This window comes from Amycolatopsis cihanbeyliensis (genome assembly GCF_006715045.1).
Classification (GTDB): Bacteria; Actinomycetota; Actinomycetes; order Mycobacteriales; family Pseudonocardiaceae; genus Amycolatopsis; species Amycolatopsis cihanbeyliensis.
In genome coordinates, this window is the sequence record NZ_VFML01000001.1 from 227,421 (window position 1) to 244,884 (window position 17,464).

Sequence of the window (17,464 nt, forward strand, 5' to 3'; positions counted from 1 at the left end):
GCGGCCTCGAACCCGGCTGGACGTGGCCGCTCCCCGGAAGGTCTCGAGCCCCGCTCCGGCGCGGTTCGAGCGCACCTGCCGCAGGGTGTACGCGAGCACTCGAACAGCACCGGCGAACCGGAGGAGGTTAGGTGCCGTGGCGGTGACACTGCGCACTGGGACAGGGGCCAGAAGCAGCCGAATCATGGGTCTGGGGACGTACCGGCCGCACCGGGAGGTGTCCAACACCGAACTGTGCGAGGCGATCGACTCCACCGAGGAGTGGATCGAGACCCGATCCGGCATCATCCACCGGCGCTTCGCCGGACCGGCGGAGACGCTGCGGGCGATGGCGACCTCGGCCGGGCGCGCGGCGCTGGCGCACGCGGGGCTGGCCGCCGAGCAGGTCGACTGCGTCGTGCTGGCGACCCTGACCAACCTGGTGCAGACCCCGCCCGGGGCGTTCGCCGTGGCCCGTGACCTCGGGGCGGTCCATGCGGCCGGGTTCGACCTTTCCGGTGCCTGCGCCGGGTTCTGCCAGGCGCTGGCCGTGGCCAGCGACGCGGTGTGCCTGGGTAACGCCGAGTACGTGCTGGTGATCGGTGCTGAGCGGATGACCGACGTCGTTGACCCCAGCGACCGCACGGTGGCGTTCATGTTCGCCGACGGTGCGGGGGCGGTGGTGGTCGGGCCGTCCGAGCGACCGGGTATCGGGCCCGTCGTGCGCGGTTCGGACACGTCCGGTTGGGCGGCGGTGTGGATGAGCTCGAGCTGGACGGACTTCGCCGACGATCCTGCCGCCGGCCGGCCGTCGCTGCAGATGGACGGTCGCAAGGTGTTCCGGTGGGCGGTGGACTCCGTCGTGCCCGCGGCCAGGTGTGCGGTCGAGCGTGCGGGTATCGGGTTGGCCGAGCTGTCCGCGTTCATCCCGCACCAGGCCAACCTCCGGATCGTCGATCTGATCGCCGACCGGCTCGAGCTGCCGAGCCAGGTCGCCGTGGCGCGCGACGCCGCCCACTCCGGCAACACCTCCGCGGCGTCGGTCCCGCTGGCGATGGACCGGCTGATGCGGGACGGAGGCGTGGCCCCCGGCGACGCCGCGTTGCTGATGGGCTTCGGTGCCGGGCTCAACTACGCGGGCCAGGTCGTGCTGCTGCCACCCGCCCCTGCCGATGCGGACTGACCCGCGGGACGGCGGCCGCGCGCGGGCGACCGCCGTGGCCGGGGACGAGTTCCGCGCCGCGATGGCCAGGTACGCGGCGGGAGTGACCGTGGTGACCACCAGCGACGAGCACGGCGGCAGGTACGGCTTCACCGCGAGCTCGTTCTGCTCGGCGTCCGCGGAACCACCACTGGTGCTGGTATGCGTCGACCGCTCGGCCCTGTCCTTCCCCGCGTTCCGTACCTGCCGGTCGTTCGCCGTCAGTGTCCTGGCCGAGGAGCAACGCGATGTGGCGCGCCGGTTCGCCACCAGCGGTGCGCGGAAGTTCGTGCCGGACCAGTGTTCGACCACGCCGCTCGGCCTGCCCTCGGTGCGCGGGGCGCTGTGCGTGCTCGACTGCCTCGCCCGGGACCGGCACGAGGCGGGGGACCATGTGATCCTGGTCGGCCTGGTGATCCACGCGGCACTGGCGGAGGGCCTGCCGATGGTCTGGTTCGACCGTGACTTCCGGCGGATCGAACGTCCCCCGCCGCGCCGGATCACACGTCCCGGCGCCGGAGGACCACGGCCGCGCTCGCCAGGATGACCAGGACGTAGCCGCCGAGGACGGCGAACCCGGTCAACGGTTCGAGCAGTTCGCGATCGTTCGGCACCGACATGAACGCCACCGACATGGACGCCCGGCCCGCCGTCGACGGCAGGTAGGGAACCACGACGTCCGCGACCGAGCCCGGCAACAGTAACGGTGCCAGCGAGTCCAGCAGGAACATCACGAAGGCGATCGTGGAGAAGGCGAGCACCGTACTGCGCATCAGCACGGCCACGGAGATGGCGAGCACGCCCACCGCGGCGAGGTAGGTGGGGGTGGCGAGTACCGCACGCAGCACGCCGGGATCACCGAGGGAGGGCGCGACCCCGTGCGCCGACAGCGGCACGCTGCCGGCGAAGAACGCGACCAGCGTGGCGAGCAGGGTCAGGCCGAACACCACCCCGCCGTAGACCAGGCACTTCGCCCACAGCATCGGCAACCGCGTCGGGACGGCCGACGAGGTGGCTCTGATCATGCCCGTGGAGTACTCGACGGACACGTAGAGCACGCCGATCGCGCCGACCAGCAACTGCGCGAACACGGCCCCGTTGAGGGTCGCCTCGGCCGGGCTGGTCGGGATGAACGGTGCGCCGTCCGGCTCGGTGCCGGCGGCGAACGTCTCGCCCATCGAGCTGGACATGATCAGGCCGACGCCGACGAGTACCACCATCGCCAGCGGCAGGCCGATCGTGGTCGACCGGACGGACCTGAGTTTGATCCACTCCGACGTGCTCACCCTGGCCAGTGAGACGCCGGGGACGTGGGGCGCGGGGGCAGGCGTGGGGACAGGCGCGGGGGCAGCCATCAGACCCTCCCGAGGCTCGGCGAGCGGTACTCGACCGCGTCGTGGGTGAGCTCGAGGAAGGCCTCCTCGAGCGAAGCCTGGGCCGTCGTGAGCTGGTGCAGCGGGATACCCTCGGCAGCCGCCACGTCGCCGATCCGCTCCGCGGTGAGGCCTTCCACCTCGAGTTCCACCGGGCTGACCGTGGTGACGGTGACGTCCGGGCCGAACAGGGCCCGCCGCAACCGGGCCACCTGTGGCGAGCGAACCGACACCCGGTGGCCGGAGATCGCCCCGATCAGGTCGGCGAGCGGCAGGTCGGCGATCAACCTGCCCTTGCCGATGACGACCACCTGGTCGGCGATCTCGGCCATCTCCCGCATCAGGTGTGAGGACACGAAAACGGTGCGGCCCTCGTCGGCGAGCCGGTTCAGCAGGTCGCGGATCCAGATGATGCCCTCCGGGTCCAGACCGTTCACCGGCTCGTCGAGCAACACCGTCGAGGGGTCGCCGAGCAGGGCCGCGGCGATCCCCAGCCGCTGGGCCATGCCGAGGGAGAAGCCGCCTGCCCGGCGATGCGCTGCGTCGGTCAGCCCGACGAGCTCGAGCACCTGTGTCACCCGCCGCTTGCCGATGCCGTTGCTGGCGCCGAGCGCGTGCAGGTGATGGTAGGCCGAACGGCCGTGGTGGGTGGCGGTCGCCTCGAGCAGCGCGCCGATCTCGCGAAGCGGGGCCTGGTGCTGGTCCGGCGCGGCGCCGTTCACCCGTACCGTTCCCGTGGTCGGCGCGTGCAACCCGAGGATCATGCGCATCGTCGTCGACTTGCCCGCCCCGTTGGGACCGAGGAAACCGGTGACGACACCGGGGCGGACGGTGAAGGTCAGCCCCTCCACGGCGAGCGTGGAGCCGTATCGCTTGCTGAGGTTCTCGACTTCAATCATGCCGGTACGGTCCCGGGACCGGAGTGTCCGCCACATCTCCCCGCGGCGGACACTCCGGCCTACCCCGAGCGGGGTACGTGGTCGACCGTGACCAACCCGGTCTGGTAAGCGATGACCACGAGCTGCGCCCGGTCCCGCGCGCCCAGCTTGGCCATGGACCGCTTCACGTGCGTCTTCACCGTCGAGGGGGCCAGCCACAGCCGCTCGGCGATCTCGTCGTTGGACAGTCCCATCGCCACGACCGCGACGATCTCGCGTTCCCGTTCGGTCAGCGCCTCCAGCAGCGCGGGCACCGAGCCATCGACCCGGTCCGGCTGGGCGAGGAACCGCGTGATCAGGCTCCTGGTGGCCTTCGGCGAGAGCAGCGCGTCCCCCCGCACGATCGTGCGGATGGCCGCCAGCAGGTCGTCCGGCTCCATGCCCTTGCCGAGGAACCCGCTCGCGCCCGCCCGCAGCGCCCGCAGCACGTACTCGTCGACCTCGAACGTGGTGAGCACGAGCACCCGGACCTCGGAGAGGTCGGGGTCGGCGACGATCCGCTCGGTGGCGTCGATGCCGTCCAACTCGGGCATCCTGATGTCCATCAGCACCACGTCGGGGCGCAGGCCGCGGCTCAGCGCCACCGCGTCGGTGCCGGTGGCCGCCTCGCCCACCACCTCGAGATCGTCCGTGGCGTCGATGAGCGAACGGAACCCGGCCCGGATCAACGCCTGATCGTCGGCCAGCACCACCCGGATCGTCACGTGTCCTCCCGTCCCGCGGCGGGCAACCGGGCCAGGACGACGAACTCGTCGCCGGACCGGGGCCCCGCGCTCAGGTTGCCACCCAGTGCCGCGGCCCGCTCGGACATCCCGGCCAGCCCGTGGCCCTGGCCGGACCAGCGGCCGCCCTCCGGCCGGAGCGCGTTGTGCACCTCGATGCGCAGCTCGTCCTCGGCGTAGCCGATGCGCAACCGCACCGGGCCGCGGCCGTGCTTGCCCGCGTTGGTCAGTGACTCCTGGACGATCCGGTAGGCCGACAGCTCGACGGCCGGGGACAACTCCCGTGGTTGGCCGGCGACGGTCCACTCGACCCGGGTGCCCGCCTTCGCGAGGTCCTCGACCAACCGGTCGAGCTCGGCGAGGCCGGGCTGCGGTTCGGCGGGCGCCTCGCTGCCGTTCTCCCGCAGCACGCCGACGACGGTGGTCAGCTCGTGCAGGACCGTGCGGGCCGCGTCACGGACGTGCCGCAGCGCCTCCTCCGCGGCGTCGGGCCGGGCCCTGAGGTGGTGCGCGGCCGCGCCGGACTGCACGTTGATCACCGCGATGTGGTGCCCGACCACGTCGTGCACCTCGCGGGCGATGTGCAGCCGTTCCTCGACCGTCCTGCGCCGGGCCCGTTCCCACAGGGTCCGCTCCAGCTCCCGCCTGCTGCGCACCGCATAGCCCAGTGCGAGCGAGGTCAGCAGTGCGGCGATCAGCAGTTCGGGGCCACCCGGGGTGGGCAGGTCCAGCACCTGCTGCACGAACAGGGTGCCGAAGGAGAGCGTCGCCGTGGCCACCAGCGCGGTCACGGCCGCCGCGACACGATCGCGCGCGGTGCCGACCAGGTAGCCGGTGAATCCGACAGCCACCGCTCCCAGCTCGGACACCCTGTCCACCGGCAGGAGCAACACCCCGGCGACGCACGCCCCGGCCAGCGCGGGCAGCGGCAGGAGCCGCCGGCCTGCCGACGACGCCGCGGCCAGCGCCGCCGCGAGCACCACCCACACCGGGGGTTCGGACGCGGTGAGGCCGACCGCTACGATCCCGCCGCCCAGCACGGTGCCGACCCCGGCGTCCACGCACCACGCGGGCACGGCCCGCGGGCGGGTTCGCGAACTCACCGAACCCACACGGCTCGCGCGCACTCCATGGGGCGACGATAGCCGCCCGTGCTGGGGTCGACGTCCGCCAACGGTGGTATCCGCGGTCCTCCGATGGGGGTATGCGGGCGGAGCCGTGGCCCGAGTTCACCCGGGTTCGAGCCGTCTTCCAGGCGGCGGCCGCAACCTCGGCGACGGCATACGAACCACCGCAGAATGGAGTTGCCGTGACGCACGCAGAGCACACCGTGACCGTCGAGGCCTCGCTCGCCGAGGTCTGGGCCGTCCTGGTGGACGTCGAGCGGTACGCCGACATCTTCCCGCCGACCCAGGACGTCACGATCGTGGAGGAGGGCGATGGCTACCAGGTCATCAAGCTGACCGTCGAGGTCAACGGCGAGGTGCACACCTGGAAGTCACGGCGGGACGTGGACGAGGAACGTCACGTTATCGCCTACCGGCAGGTGGAGACCGCCCCGCTGGTGGACCGGATGGCAGGCGAGTGGCGGGCGTTCTCACTCGGCCCGGTGACCACCCAGCTCGTGCTCACCCACGACTACGCCGTACGCGAGCCGGTGGACGGCAAGGTGGCCGGCCGATTCACCCCGGAGGAGGCCGAGACGGTGCTGCACAACGCGGTCGAACGGAACAGCGTCGCGGACCTGGGGGCGGTCAGGCAGGAGGCCGAGCGCCGCCAGGCGACGGTCCCGGGCCGATGAGCCAGATCATCGACCTGTCGGTACCCACCGAGGACAGTCCCAGCGAGGCCACCCCGGTCACCGTGGAGGTCCTGGACCACCGTACGGGCGCGACGGTCCTGGGGCTGACCCCGGAGGACTTTCCCGGCGGGATGGCCATCTCCAACGAGACGGTCACGCTCACCTCGCACACCGGCACCCACATGGACGCCCCGTTGCACTACGGGCCGACCAGCGGTGGGCGACCCGCGCGGAGCATCGACCAGGTACCGCTGGAATGGTGCCATGGCCCCGGCGTCCGGCTGGACCTGCGGCACGTGCCCGCGGGCGAGGAGATCACCGTCGACCACCTCACCGACGCGCTCCAGGTGGCGGGGCACCGGCTGGGTGCCGGCGACATCGTGTTGCTGTGGACCGGTGCGGACACCTTGTGGGGCACCGCGGCGTACCTGAGCGACTACCCGGGTCTCGGCGGGAAGGCCACCGCGTTCCTGGTGGAGCAGGGCGTCCGGGTGATCGGGATCGACGCGTGGGGACTGGACCGGCCGATGCGGGCCATGATCGAGGAGTACCGCCGCACCGGCGACCGGGACTGCCTGTGGCCCGCGCACGTGTACGGGCGCACGAGGGAGTACCTGCAACTGGAGAAGCTCGCCAACCTCGGTGGGTTGCCCGCCCCGACAGGCTTCACGGTGTGCTGTTTCCCGGTCGCGATAGCCGGCGCCGGGGCCGGCTGGACCAGGGTGGTGGCGATACCGGAGCAAAAACGTGCGAAGTAACCGCCACGACACTGTGTCCTATTACCGAGGAGATCGAAAGTGGCTGGACCGGGCCATGTGACCGATATGTGAGCGATGCCTGAGCCGGTGCGGGCAAGCTTCAGGAATGGTGGCCATCGCCGGACAGGCCGGCGGTGGCCACCTGAAGCCTTCTGGGGAGTCATCCGTAGCGGCCGGTGATGACTGGGATATCACCAGTACATCATGTGCCGACAACGTGGTCCGGCAACAGCCAGCCTGGCCGGCGGTGACGAGTTGCGTACAGTCCGGGTAACAGGTTCCCGGAGTTCACTGAGGGGGCTCGCGGCGACCGCACGCGGGGAAGACGCGGACGCCGAGACACCTCGTGAGCAGGCGCGACACCCGGACTCGAAGCCGAGTACGAGCGAGGATGTCATGCATATCGGACTGCTGGGTGTTCTGCAATTTTCAATCAACAACGTCTCCATAGTCCCGTCGGCGCGAAAAATAAGGAACTTACTCGCGTTACTCTCGCTGAACGCGGGAAATTTGGTGACCGTCAGCAAGATCCGCGAGGAACTCTGGGGAGACGAACCGCCACGCAGTGCGAGCACCACACTACAGACGTACGTCATGCAGTTGCGAAATCGCATATCGCGATCGGTGGACGATCAACATAATGGCGACGTCGCGAGAAATATTCTGATTACCGCCCCGAATGGGTACTTGCTCCGGGCTGGGGACGGCTGCTGTGACGCCATCGAGTTCGACCGGCTGGCCGCGTGGGGCAACCGGCTCCTCGACAACGAGGAGCACCACGGCGCCGCCGAGGCGCTGCGGGCGGCACTCGCGCTCTGGCGCGGTCCCGCGCTCGTCGACATCGAGACCGGCCCCGTGCTGACCGGCGAGGTCATCCGGCTGGAAGAACGCAGGCGCCTGATCGTGGAACGGCGGATCGAGCTCGAACTGCTGCTCGGCCGGCATCACGCCATCGTCGACGACCTCTCCGCGCTGGCCGCGCTGGACCGCACCCACGAGAGCGTGCACGGGCAGCTCATGGTCGCGCTGTACCGCTGCGGGCGGCGGACCCAGGCCCTCGAGGTGTTCAGCAGGCTCCGCACGGCCATGCTGGACGAACTCGGGTTGGAGCCCGCACCGTGGCTGCACGAGCTGCAGCGCGCCGTGCTGGACGCCGAGCCGGGCCTCGAGCTGGAGTCCTATGGCATTCGAGGGCTGCTCGCCAGGCGGTGACCCGGGGCCCGGCCGGGCCCACTCAGCCGCCGTCGAGCAGGGCCCGCGCGTGCAGGTCGGCGTTGCGCTCCCAGCGCAGCACCGCATGGGAGGTGGCTCCGTGCACATCCCGCCAGATCCGCTGCAGGGGGCTCGCGGAGTCCTGGGCCTGGCCACCGCCGGCCAGGAAGGCCCGGTGCACGGCATCGCGCAGCAGCCGCGCCGCGAACGCCGCGTCCCTTGCGCCGCGGGCGGCAACGTCGGCGCCGACCGGGGTGGCCGTGTCCGTCGCCGCGCAGGCACGGTGGACCAGCATGGCAGCGGAGTCGATCTCGGCACCGGCCATGGCGATCGCCTCGAGTGCGGCCGGTTCGCGCGCCGTTTCGGGCCTGGCCGCGGTCAGCTCGACCAGGTGTCGCAAGGCCGCCCTGGCGGCACCGACCGACACCGAGGCGAACAGCGGCGGGGCGGCACCGAGTAGCGGCACCCGGTGGCAGGCCTGCGCGCCGGCGCCCGCGGCACCAGCGATGAGCGCGGCACGCGAGAACACCCGATGCTCGGGCACCAGCACCCCGTCCAGCACCACCGTGTGGCTTCCGGTGGCCCGCATACCGACCGTGTCCCAGGTGTCCCGGACCGCGAAGTCGGACCGGGGCACGGCGAAGAACCGGGCCTCGGATTCCCGCGCACCACCGGCCGGCGCGCACAGCAGCGCCCAGGTGGCGTGATCGACCGCACTGACCGGCCGCCACGAGCCGCTGAGCAGCCAACCGCCGGGAGCGGGCTCGACCTCCCCCGAGGGGACGAGACCGGCGACGATGGCGGTGTCCGGCCCTTCCGCCCACACCTCCCGCTGGCCCTCCGGCGGCAGGTAGGCGGCCATCCGGCCGGACGTAGCGTAGATCAGCCCGCACCAGGCGGCGGAAAGGCACCCGCCGCCCACGGCGTCGAGCGCATCGGCGAGCTCGGTGAACCCGCCCGCGGTGCCGCCCCGGGCACTCGGCACGAAATGCCGGGCGAACCCCGCTCGCAGCAGGGCTTCCGCGACCTCGGGGGTCAGCCGGCGCCGGGACTCGCCCTCGGCGGCATCGGCCGAGGCCGCCGCGACGAGGTCCGCGGTGCACAGTTTCCTGGCCTGGGGTACGGGCGTCGGCAGTTGGTTGATGGGCACGGTCCCTCCTCAGTTGGTCGCGCGGACGACGAGCGCGGCGTTGAAGCCGCCGTGCCCCCTCGCCAGCACGAGGGCGGAGCGCACCGGCGCGCCACGGCCGCGCCGGCACACCAGGTCCATCCGGTGCTGGTACGCCGGCGAGTCGACCGGGCCGGACGGCGGGATCACCTGGTCCCGCAACGCCAGCAGGGCAGCCGCGACGTCCAGCGGGGGGCCGCCGGCGGACAGCCGTCCGAAGGCGGCCTTCGGCGCGGTGACCGGTACTCCGGCCGGTCCGAAAACCTGCTCGATCGCGGCCGACTCCAGCCGGTCCCGCTCCGGTATGCCGGCGGCGTCGGCGAACACCATGTCGATCTCGGCCGGCACCATCCCCGCGTCGGTGATGGCCGCTCGCGCGGCCCGCGCCAGCCCGGGTGGACGAGTCGAGCCCGGTGGCGGATCGAACGTCGCGGCGTACCCGGCGATCTCGCCGCAGGGCTCCGCGCCCCGAGCGCGCGCCGCCGACTCCTCCTCGAGAACCAGTATCGCGCCGCCCTCGCCTGGCACGTACCCACCGGCCTCGGCGTGGAACGGTCGGTAGGCCAGCCCCGGGTCCGGCTCCGTGCTGACCCGGCCAGTGGAGAGGTGACACACCCATCCCCACGGGTCGAGGGCCGACTCCACCCCGCCGGTCACCGCGAGCGTGCTGCCGGCGAGGATGGTGCGCCGCGCGTGCCCGATCGCGTCCAGCCCGCCCGCCTGCTCGGCGACCACCACCCCGCTCGGTCCGCGCATCCCGTACCGGATAGAGATCTGCCCGGTGTTCACCGCGTAGAACCAGGCGAACGACTCGTAGACGCTCACGTGCTCCGGGCCGTTGTTCCACAGCTTGTTGACCTCGGTGTGGGTGAACTCGAAGCCACCCATGGCGTTCGACGTCACCACCCCCATGCCGTACTCGGGGAACCCGGAAGGGTCGACGCCCGCGTCGACGAGTGCTTCTTCGGCGGCGGGCAGGGCGAGCCTGGTCACCCGGTCGGTTTGCGGGAGAAGCCTGCCCGGAACATGCTGCTCCGCGTCGAAATCCAGCACCTGGCCCGCCACGCGAGCCGGGTACACCGAGCTGTCGTAGCCGGTGAGCCGGTTGAGCCCGACACGCCCTTCCAGCACCGCCTTCCAGTACCGGTCGATCCCGATCCCGTTCGGCGCGACGGCACCCAGTCCGGTGACCACCACCCTCGGCCGCCCGCTCATGCCGCCACCGCCCGCGGCCCGCGCAGCACCATGGCGCTCTGGAACCCGCCGAAACCGCTTCCGACGCACAGCACTGTGTCCACTGTGGTCTCTCGAGCGGTCAGCGGGACGTAGTCCAGATCGCATTCGGGGTCCTGCTCGTGCAGGTTCGCGGTGGGCGGCACGACGTCATGCTCGATGGCGAGGGCGCACGCGGCGATCTCGAGGGAACCGATCGCACCGAGCGAGTGACCGAGCATCGACTTGATCGAGCTGACCGGAACCCGGTAGGCATGCTCGTGCAGCGCCCGCTTGAACGCCGCGGTCTCGTGCCGGTCGTTCTGCTTGGTGCCCGACCCGTGCGCGTTGACGTAGTCGACGTCGGTCGGCGCGGCCCGCGCCTGGTCGAGTGCGGCGACGATCGCCTCGGCCATCTCCCGGCCGTCGGCTTTGAGCCCAGTCATGTGGTAGGCGTTGCACCGCGTGGCGAACCCTTCGACCCCGGCATAGATCCGGGCACCGCGGCGGACGGCGTGCTCGTAGGACTCGAGGACGAGTACCGCGGCGCCCTCGCCGAGCACGAAGCCGTCCCGGGTCCGGTCGAAGGGGCGGGAGGCGTGCTCCGGGTCGTCGTTACGTGGCGAGGTCGCCTTGATCGCGTCGAAACAGGACACCGCGATCGGCGAGATGGGGGCTTCGGTCGCGCCGGTCAGCACGACATCCACCGTTCCGTCGCCGATCAGCTGTGCGGCGTAGCCGACGGAGTCCACACCGGACGTGCAGCCCGAGGACACGATGCAACCGGGACCCTCGGCGCCGACCACCCAGGCGACCTCCGCCACGAGCGCGCCCGGGGTGAAGTAGTCGTACAGGTGCGGGGTCGAGTACTCGAGATCGACCTGCCATTTCCGACCGGTGTTCGACAGCACGAGGTACTCCCGCTCGAGGCTGGTCGTGGCGCCCACCGCGGTGCCCAGCGCGACCCCCATCCGGTGCGGGTCGATGCGCCCGGTGTCGAGGCCGCTGTCCTCGACGGCGGCGCGAGCACTGGTGACCGCGAACTGGGTGGCCCGGTCCATCCGCCGGATCTCGCGGAACGAGAGGCCCATCGACGTGGCGTCGAAGTCGCACTCCGCGGCCATCCGAGAACGGAACGGAGCGGGGTCGAAGGCCGTGATGCGGCGGGTCGCGCTGCGCCCGGCGGTCAGCGAGTCCCAGAACGCGTGAGTGCCCGTTCCCCCCGGCGCCACGACCCCGATCCCCGTGATTACCGCTGTTCGGTTCACCGTCTCCTCCATACTTCGTGGGTCCGGCCCCGAAGATGGCGACGCCGACTCGAAACCGGCTCGAGGACGGGTCGCTCGCGGGAGCGAGCGCGGTCCGAGCCCGCCTCGAGCGACGGCGGGCAGGGTCGCAGGCGCCAACCCACTGACCGTTTCGGGAAGGAGTCCGCATGGCCGGACGCCCAGTCGCCCTGCTGCTGCCGGGACAGGGCGCGCAGTACCCGGGGATGGCCGCTGAGCTCTACGGCACCGAGCCGGCGTTCACCGGCGCTATGGACGATGTCTTCGGACTCCTCGGCGAGGAGGGCGCGAGGATACGTGCGGACTGGCTCAGCGACGAACCGGCGGTGCCGATCGACGACGCCGTGCGCGCGCAACCGTTGCTGTTCGCCATCGGCTACGCGGCGGGCCAGGCGTTGCGGGCGGGTGGGATCCGGCCCGACGTGCTGCTCGGGCACAGCGTGGGCGAGCTCGTCGCGGCCGTACTGGCCGGGGTCATCGACCTCCCGGGATGTGCGCGACTACTGCTCGCCAGATCGGCCGTGCTGGTGGACGTGCCCGCGGGCGGCATGCTCGCCGTCGCGGCGGCCCCGCGCGACGTAGCCCCTTTCCTGCGGGAGGCGTACCCGCACGTGGTACTCGGCGCCGTCAACGCACCGCGGCAGGTCGTGCTGGCGGGCACCGAGCCCGAATTGTCCACAATAGAGCACGAGCTGTCGACGGCCGGGTTCCGGTGCGCGCGGGTGCTTTCCCGACAACCGTTCCACAGCCCCGCCGTCCGGCAGGCAGCGCGGCGGCTGGCGGTGGTGGCGGCCAGGCTCGAACTGCGGTCGCCGCGCGTGCCCATCCGGTCGACAAGGACGGGCCGGCTGGTCACCTCAACCGAGGCGACCGACCCGACGTTCTGGACCCACCAGGTCGCCGAACCGGTCCTGTTCTGGCCCGCGCTGGAGGGGCTGCTTGGTACGGGGAACTACCTCCTGGTCGAATCCGGCCCCGGTGCGGGACTGACGACCCTTGCCCGTCGCCATCCGAAGGTGCGCTCAGGGCACAGCGAGGTGCTGGCCCTCTCACCACCTGGTGCGGCGGGAACGCTCGAAACATGGCGCTCGGCGATCCGCAGGTTGCCGATCGCCGAGCCGGTCCACGAACCGCGCAAGCTGTGGTACTCCGGCCGCACTTCGTAGTGTTGGGCTTGCCTGTACTGTTGGTGGGCTTGTTGGGAGCGGCACTGGCGGTGTCGGCGCCAGTGGGACCAGGCCCGGGTCGCGGCGTGCTCGGCGACAGCGTCGCGGGTGCGCCGGGCACGGCACGGGGATGACCTGCCGGCGGCGCCTGCGGGACTGGATCGAAGCCGGGGTGCGGCAACGCCTGCACGAGGTGTTGCTGGCCCATTGAACGCCGCCGGGCTGATTGACTGGTCGCGGGCGGCACATTCGCGGCCACCGCGGGCGAACTCGTCGCCGACCCGCGCGGGTCCAACGCCGACCGCGCCCATGCCCACGACGGGTTCCGCACACTGGTGCGGAGCGAAGGCATCCAGCCTGTGATCGCCCGCCGGGGCACCGAGCACGGCTCCGGACTCGGCATCTACCGGTGGGCCGTCGAACAAGCCTTCCCGAGCATCGGATGCAGCATCATCTGCTGGCGCCGACTCAAGCGAGCATCCGTCCGATCTGGGACCGCTGCCGCGTGATGATGTCGGGATCGACGGTGTGAGCGGGTACTCGGCCTGCCGTGGTGTCGTGGCCGGCCGTTGCCGACGTGGGCAGGCACGGGGAAACGAGTACGGGCCATCTGTCAGGACCGCCGACTCGGCCTGGAGCCCCAGTGTCCCATCCACCGGATGGTATCTGCATCAAAGTCGACGTGGGACCTACCTCTGGTCTATTTACTAGACATACGCGATGTCCTGCTGGCCCGCCACTACGCGCGGTACATCCGGGACATCCAGCCGGACGGACCGTACCTGCTGGGTGGCTGGTCCTTCGGTGGTGTGACCGCGACCGAGGTGGCCAGGCTGTTGCTGGAGCAAGGGCACGAGGTCCGGCCGGTCGTGCTGCTCGACGGCAGGGCCCCTGAGCAGATGGCGCACCAGCTGGCCGGGCTCACCGAGTTCCTGGACTCGTGGGAGCCGTATCTGGCCGCGGTGCCCCGGCTGCTGGCCACACCCGACCTCGGGGACGACGACATCGAGGCGTCCGGCGTGCCCGTCGCGCTGGCCAGGACGATGCTGTCCCTCGACGAGCACTCGATTCACCGGTCGCTGCTGACCGCGCCGCACGCGCGCGCGGTCGCCAGGGCGCATATTCACGCCATGCGCCACCACCGCCCCGCGGCCCTGACCGTCCCGGTGATCGTGGTCAGGGCCGCCGACCAGCCCGATGTGTTCGGCAATGACCCGCTGCTGGGCTGGCGGGACCTGGCGACAGCGGGCATCACGGCACACGAGGCACTCGGCGACCACTTCTCGATGCCGCGTAGCCCGAACGTATCCTCGCTGGCGACATGGTTGAGTTCCGTGCTGGCTGGCCGCGGCATCGAGGGCGGGTAAACATGGCCCGTCGCGACCGGCACGGCATGCGCCCGCGTCACCGTGGGTGGCGGTCGTGTCGGTCGCGGGACCGTTGACACGGACGTCGCCGTCGCCCTGGGCGGCGGCTGCCGATACGCAGCCGCATGCCTCGGGCACTGGGTCGGGTGGCGCGGTCGGTATCGGCGTGCGCACCGCGGCACCGTCGCCTCGCTGATCACATCGGCGAGGATCATCCATCGCCGCGAGTCAGCAGGGGTATGGTGATGTCGTCGATGATTCGTTCGATGGCCGTGTCGGGCACGGGTTTCAGCGTCATCAGCACCTCGTGCCGGAACAGGTCGAAGGGCAGCGAGGTCAGGTGCGGCTTCAGGATGGAGGCCGCGATTTCTCCTCGATCGACCGCTCGCGCGATGATGGCCTCGGCCGCCGAGCTCTGGCCGGCCAGGACCTGCGCGCGCAGCTGTTCGGGGCTCGATCCTCGCTCGGCGAAGTAGTCTTCCAGTAGCACCGCGGTGACGACGAGCAGGTCGATCCGCGAACGGTTGGCCGCCTGCATCATCTTGATCAGGTCACCGCGCAAGGTTCCGGTGTCCGGGACATCGACCACCCGTGTGGAGCTTTCGTGCAGCAGGGCCGCCTCGACCATCAGTGCTTTGTTGGCCCAGCGGCGGTAGATCACCGGTGTGCTCGTACCGGCTCGCTTGGCCACCGCTTCCAGGGTGAACCCCGCGTAGCCGCGCTCGGTCAACTCGGCCCACGCGGCCCCGAGTAGTGCCTCTTCCAGGTCCCTGCCTCGCCTACGCTGCATGTCGACTACCTCTCACAAGATGTGCTTGTACATCTTAAAGCGGCGGCGTACCGTCGCAAATAAGAAGTTATTGCACTTCTTATCGGGTTGGCTAACCTGCCGACCCCTCGACCACGAACGGGCAGATGAAGCCATGAGCAGCCAGGACACCGTGACCGTCCTCATCGAGATCCACGCCACCCCCGGTCAGGAGCGACAGGCCCGCGATTCGCTGCTGCACGCGATCCAGACCTCCGAGAAGCCGGGACTGATCAGCTCCACCGAGTACGCCGACCTCGACGACGCCGGCGCGTTCTACGCCGTCCAGATATGGGAGGACATGGACGCCTTTCACGCCCATATGAAAGACGCCGCCGAGGGCGGGATGAACGAGGCGATCAAGGTACTGCGCGAGCCCCCCAGGACAGCTGTGCTGCGCACCATCAGCTGATCGGAGTCGTCCCGGCGGTGTCGATGCCCCGGACAACAAACTTTATCCAGGGTAAAAGTCTCCGCATCATACGGCGCAGCGTGCCCGGCCGCTACACGAAGCGGCCCCGTTATCCAGGGCAAGCCAGAAGGGCGGCAACCCATGGCGGGCACCGCGACCCGGATCCGCACCGCCGCCCCGCACACCGTGCGCGGATCGACCGAAACGTTCCTGGACACGATCGGCGCACCCAACACCCGCCGCTCCTGCGGCATCGCCATCGTCAGGGCCGCCGACACTCTCGACGGCCCCAGCACGGACCCAGTGGGATCTATAAGGGAGTGTCAGCGATCTTGTGGGTGATCACATCATCACCCACAAGATCGCTGACCCGACCGGAGAATCTGACCGAACGGCAACGTGAACGCGTGGAAGGCTTGGCCGCGGCCTGCCCCGAGATGACGGCACTGGCAAGCGTCGTGGGCACCTTCGCCGCCCCGCTCGTTCCCGCCAAGGGCAATCCCGTCCGGCTGGCGCAGCGGACTCACCGACGACGAGCTTGACCGCCCGGGCCGCCCGCGAAACTCGCGAAACCGGCGACCCGCGTGCCGGATTGATCAGCCGGCCGCCGATGCCACGGCCTTCTCGCCGATCCGGTGTGCGGCCGGTGCGCCCCAGGTCAGGCCGAGTGCGGCGGTGACAGAGCCGAGCGCGGCGAGTACGGGTGCCACTGGTTGCAGCTCGTAGAGCGCGGTGCCGAGCAGCGGACCCGCGACGAACGTGGCGCCGATGGTGGCATTGACCAGACCGGCGACGGAGCCCTGCTGATCCGGCCCGACGGCGAGTGTGGGGGCGGTGGTGAAGCCGGGAATCGCGAGCCCGAGCCCGAGCGAGAGCACGGCGAACGCGGCGGTCATCGTCCAGAGCTGGCCGGCGAGGGCGAGCAAGGCGAATGCCGCGATCGTGATCGGGATCCCGGTGCGCAGGAGCCGGCGGGCCGGCCAGCCGAGCTTGGGCACCACGGCGCCCTGGACGGCGACGAGGACGAGCCCGGAGACGAACAGCACGACACCCACGGCGCCGGCGGTGGCCTGCGGATCGAGGCCGAGCCGGTCCGCGACGAGGAAACCGATGATGACCTGCACGAGGCTGAGCGAGAGGTAGAGCAGGAAACCGATGGCGAACAGCGGCCAGAGGTGTGCTTGCCAGGGGCGTATCTTCGCCGGACGCTCGGCCTCGGGCCGTGCCGGGGTTACCCCCGGCACGGCGGTGAGGACCCAGCCGGCGAGGAGCAGGGGCAGTACGGGCGCCACGTACAACGGCAACATCAGCGACACCAGCGCGAGCGTTCCGCCCGCGGCCGGGCCGAGCACGAGGGAGAGGCCCTGTGCCGCGCCGACGAGACCGACGACACGGGTGCGGTCGGTCTCGTTCGTGGTGACCGTGCCCGCGACGGCCAGCGCCGCTACCGGGATCGCGGCGATGCCCGCCCCGAAGAGCAGGCTGCGGGTGGCGAGCATCAGGCCGAACGTCAGCGCCGGCCCGCTCGTGCCGTCCAGGCCGATCGCGGCGACCGCCGCGAAGCCGGCGAGGCCCGACGTCGCGAGGCCGAGCCCGGCGAGCAGCACGGTACGGAGCCCGAGCCGATCGAGCGCCCGGCCCCAGAGCGGGCTGGCGATCGTCAGGGTCGCGGCCGCGACGGTGACGACGAGCCCGAGCTGGGTCTCGGTGAGGGACAGCTCGCGGGACAGTGGCGCGAGGATCGGCATCAGCAACTGCTGCGCCGAGTACACCACCAGCACCGTGACGAGTAGGGGAGTCATGGTCTTGCGCATGGTGTCCTTTCCGGCCGTGCCCGACCGCGGCTGCTCCGTCGGAGTGGATAGCATGTTTAGGCAAGGCTAACTTAACTTGCTGGCGTGGCCCGTGGGGTCACCTCGGGGCTTTTGCGATGCTATCGACAGCGGAAACCATGTTCATTAAGGTGGCCGTAACTCTTCCGGGGGACACATGAATTCACCTGCTCGACGGAGGTGAGCACTGTCGTGATGGATCGGTGGCTGCGCTGCCGGGCACCGAGCG

Annotated in this window: 17 protein-coding genes and 1 pseudogene; 9 read left to right on the forward strand and 9 right to left on the reverse strand. The window is 70.8% G+C overall.

From position 1 onward, the window contains the following. Positions 1-142: 142 nt before the first annotated feature. Complete coding sequence (locus FB471_RS00690) at positions 143-1,162, forward strand: beta-ketoacyl-ACP synthase 3 (RefSeq protein WP_281287375.1); 1,020 nt, start codon at positions 143-145, stop codon at positions 1,160-1,162. Further along, positions 1,152-1,727: a flavin reductase family protein gene (locus tag FB471_RS00695; RefSeq protein WP_141995439.1), complete on the forward strand. Its 576-nt coding sequence runs from the start codon at positions 1,152-1,154 to the stop codon at positions 1,725-1,727. Before FB471_RS00690 ends, FB471_RS00695 begins: the two co-directional genes overlap by 11 nt. Here FB471_RS00695 and FB471_RS00700 read toward each other — a convergent pair. Genes FB471_RS00700 through FB471_RS00715 form a run of 4 tightly spaced genes read right to left on the reverse strand, consistent with a single transcriptional unit; the run spans position 1,681 to position 5,316 of the window. After that, positions 1,681-2,535: an ABC transporter permease gene (locus FB471_RS00700; RefSeq protein WP_141995440.1), complete on the reverse strand. Its 855-nt coding sequence runs from the start codon at positions 2,533-2,535 to the stop codon at positions 1,681-1,683. The genes FB471_RS00695 and FB471_RS00700 overlap by 47 nt on opposite strands. Next, positions 2,535-3,452, reverse strand: a complete 918-nt coding sequence (locus FB471_RS00705) for an ABC transporter ATP-binding protein (protein ID WP_141995441.1) — start codon at positions 3,450-3,452, stop codon at positions 2,535-2,537. The genes FB471_RS00700 and FB471_RS00705 overlap by 1 nt, the downstream gene beginning before the upstream one ends. Positions 3,453-3,511: 59 nt before the next feature. Further along, positions 3,512-4,195 carry a response regulator gene (locus FB471_RS00710; protein WP_141995442.1) on the reverse strand — a complete coding sequence of 228 codons (684 nt, stop codon included), beginning with the start codon at positions 4,193-4,195 and terminating at the stop codon, positions 3,512-3,514. Then, the gene (locus tag FB471_RS00715; RefSeq protein ID WP_211357913.1) at positions 4,192-5,316 is read right to left on the reverse strand and encodes a sensor histidine kinase; all 1,125 of its coding nucleotides are present in this window, start codon (positions 5,314-5,316) and stop codon (positions 4,192-4,194) included. Before FB471_RS00715 ends, FB471_RS00710 begins: the two co-directional genes overlap by 4 nt. A 206-nt stretch (positions 5,317-5,522) precedes the next feature. Here FB471_RS00715 and FB471_RS00720 point away from each other — a divergent pair, with 206 nt between their 5' ends. The 4 genes and pseudogenes from FB471_RS00720 (at position 5,523) to FB471_RS34730 (ending at position 7,984) form a co-directional block, all read left to right on the forward strand. Next, positions 5,523-6,014, forward strand: a complete 492-nt coding sequence (locus FB471_RS00720) for an aromatase/cyclase (RefSeq protein ID WP_170220654.1) — start codon at positions 5,523-5,525, stop codon at positions 6,012-6,014. Then, entirely contained in the window at positions 6,011-6,772 is a 762-nt protein-coding gene (locus FB471_RS00725; protein WP_141995444.1) for a cyclase family protein, read from the forward strand. Before FB471_RS00720 ends, FB471_RS00725 begins: the two co-directional genes overlap by 4 nt. 396 nt (positions 6,773-7,168) lie before the next feature. Next, positions 7,169-7,384: pseudogene (locus tag FB471_RS35760) on the forward strand (AfsR/SARP family transcriptional regulator); the annotation flags it as partial. Positions 7,385-7,459: 75 nt separating this feature from the next. Then, positions 7,460-7,984 carry an AfsR/SARP family transcriptional regulator gene (locus FB471_RS34730; protein WP_246076179.1) on the forward strand — a complete coding sequence of 175 codons (525 nt, stop codon included), beginning with the start codon at positions 7,460-7,462 and terminating at the stop codon, positions 7,982-7,984. Between the two features lie 22 nt (positions 7,985-8,006). Here FB471_RS34730 and FB471_RS00735 read toward each other — a convergent pair whose 3' ends face one another. From FB471_RS00735 to FB471_RS00745, 3 genes are read right to left on the reverse strand one after another with little or no spacing between them, the layout of a single operon-like run. Beyond that, positions 8,007-9,134, reverse strand: a complete 1,128-nt coding sequence (locus FB471_RS00735) for an acyl-CoA dehydrogenase family protein (RefSeq protein WP_141995446.1) — start codon at positions 9,132-9,134, stop codon at positions 8,007-8,009. A gap of 9 nt (positions 9,135-9,143) precedes the next feature. Continuing rightward, positions 9,144-10,367 carry a ketosynthase chain-length factor gene (locus FB471_RS00740; protein WP_141995447.1) on the reverse strand — a complete coding sequence of 408 codons (1,224 nt, stop codon included), beginning with the start codon at positions 10,365-10,367 and terminating at the stop codon, positions 9,144-9,146. Beyond that, positions 10,364-11,632 (reverse strand): beta-ketoacyl-[acyl-carrier-protein] synthase family protein, encoded by a 1,269-nt coding sequence (locus FB471_RS00745; RefSeq protein WP_281287376.1) that lies wholly within the window; start codon positions 11,630-11,632, stop codon positions 10,364-10,366. The genes FB471_RS00740 and FB471_RS00745 overlap by 4 nt, the downstream gene beginning before the upstream one ends. Before the next feature lie 167 nt (positions 11,633-11,799). Here FB471_RS00745 and FB471_RS00750 point away from each other — a divergent pair, with 167 nt between their 5' ends. Further along, entirely contained in the window at positions 11,800-12,816 is a 1,017-nt protein-coding gene (locus tag FB471_RS00750) for an acyltransferase domain-containing protein (RefSeq protein ID WP_141995449.1), read from the forward strand. Positions 12,817-13,475: 659 nt separating this feature from the next. After that, on the forward strand, positions 13,476-14,183 hold the full coding sequence (locus FB471_RS00760; RefSeq protein ID WP_141995450.1) for a thioesterase domain-containing protein: 708 nt from the start codon (positions 13,476-13,478) through the stop codon (positions 14,181-14,183). 211 nt (positions 14,184-14,394) lie between these two features. On the opposite strand, the gene FB471_RS00765 is transcribed toward FB471_RS00760, so the two are convergent. Next, positions 14,395-14,973, reverse strand: coding sequence for a TetR/AcrR family transcriptional regulator (locus tag FB471_RS00765; RefSeq protein WP_141995451.1), 579 nt, complete (start codon positions 14,971-14,973; stop codon positions 14,395-14,397). 133 nt (positions 14,974-15,106) lie between these two features. Between FB471_RS00765 and FB471_RS00770 the strand changes: the two genes are divergently transcribed. Continuing rightward, entirely contained in the window at positions 15,107-15,403 is a 297-nt protein-coding gene (locus FB471_RS00770; protein WP_141995452.1) for a putative quinol monooxygenase, read from the forward strand. Positions 15,404-15,999: 596 nt separating this feature from the next. Here the strand turns inward: FB471_RS00770 and FB471_RS00775 are convergent. Further along, on the reverse strand, positions 16,000-17,271 hold the full coding sequence (locus tag FB471_RS00775; RefSeq protein ID WP_141995453.1) for an MFS transporter: 1,272 nt from the start codon (positions 17,269-17,271) through the stop codon (positions 16,000-16,002). Between the last annotated feature and the right edge of the window lie 193 nt (positions 17,272-17,464).

Bases quoted from the DNA above. Each gene is read 5' to 3' on its own strand.
- FB471_RS00695 (WP_141995439.1), top strand. From the start codon at position 1,152: ATGCGGACTGACCCGCGGGACGGCGGCCGCGCGCGGGCGACCGCCGTG.
- FB471_RS00740 (WP_141995447.1), bottom strand. From the start codon at position 10,367: ATGAGCGGGCGGCCGAGGGTGGTGGTCACCGGACTGGGTGCCGTCGCG.
- FB471_RS00705 (WP_141995441.1), bottom strand. From the start codon at position 3,452: ATGATTGAAGTCGAGAACCTCAGCAAGCGATACGGCTCCACGCTCGCC.
- FB471_RS00765 (WP_141995451.1), bottom strand. From the start codon at position 14,973: ATGCAGCGTAGGCGAGGCAGGGACCTGGAAGAGGCACTACTCGGGGCC.
- FB471_RS00775 (WP_141995453.1), bottom strand. From the start codon at position 17,271: ATGCTATCCACTCCGACGGAGCAGCCGCGGTCGGGCACGGCCGGAAAG.
- FB471_RS00700 (WP_141995440.1), bottom strand. From the start codon at position 2,535: ATGGCTGCCCCCGCGCCTGTCCCCACGCCTGCCCCCGCGCCCCACGTC.
- FB471_RS00770 (WP_141995452.1), top strand. From the start codon at position 15,107: ATGAGCAGCCAGGACACCGTGACCGTCCTCATCGAGATCCACGCCACC.
- FB471_RS00750 (WP_141995449.1), top strand. From the start codon at position 11,800: ATGGCCGGACGCCCAGTCGCCCTGCTGCTGCCGGGACAGGGCGCGCAG.
- FB471_RS00725 (WP_141995444.1), top strand. From the start codon at position 6,011: ATGAGCCAGATCATCGACCTGTCGGTACCCACCGAGGACAGTCCCAGC.
- FB471_RS00760 (WP_141995450.1), top strand. From the start codon at position 13,476: ATGGTATCTGCATCAAAGTCGACGTGGGACCTACCTCTGGTCTATTTA.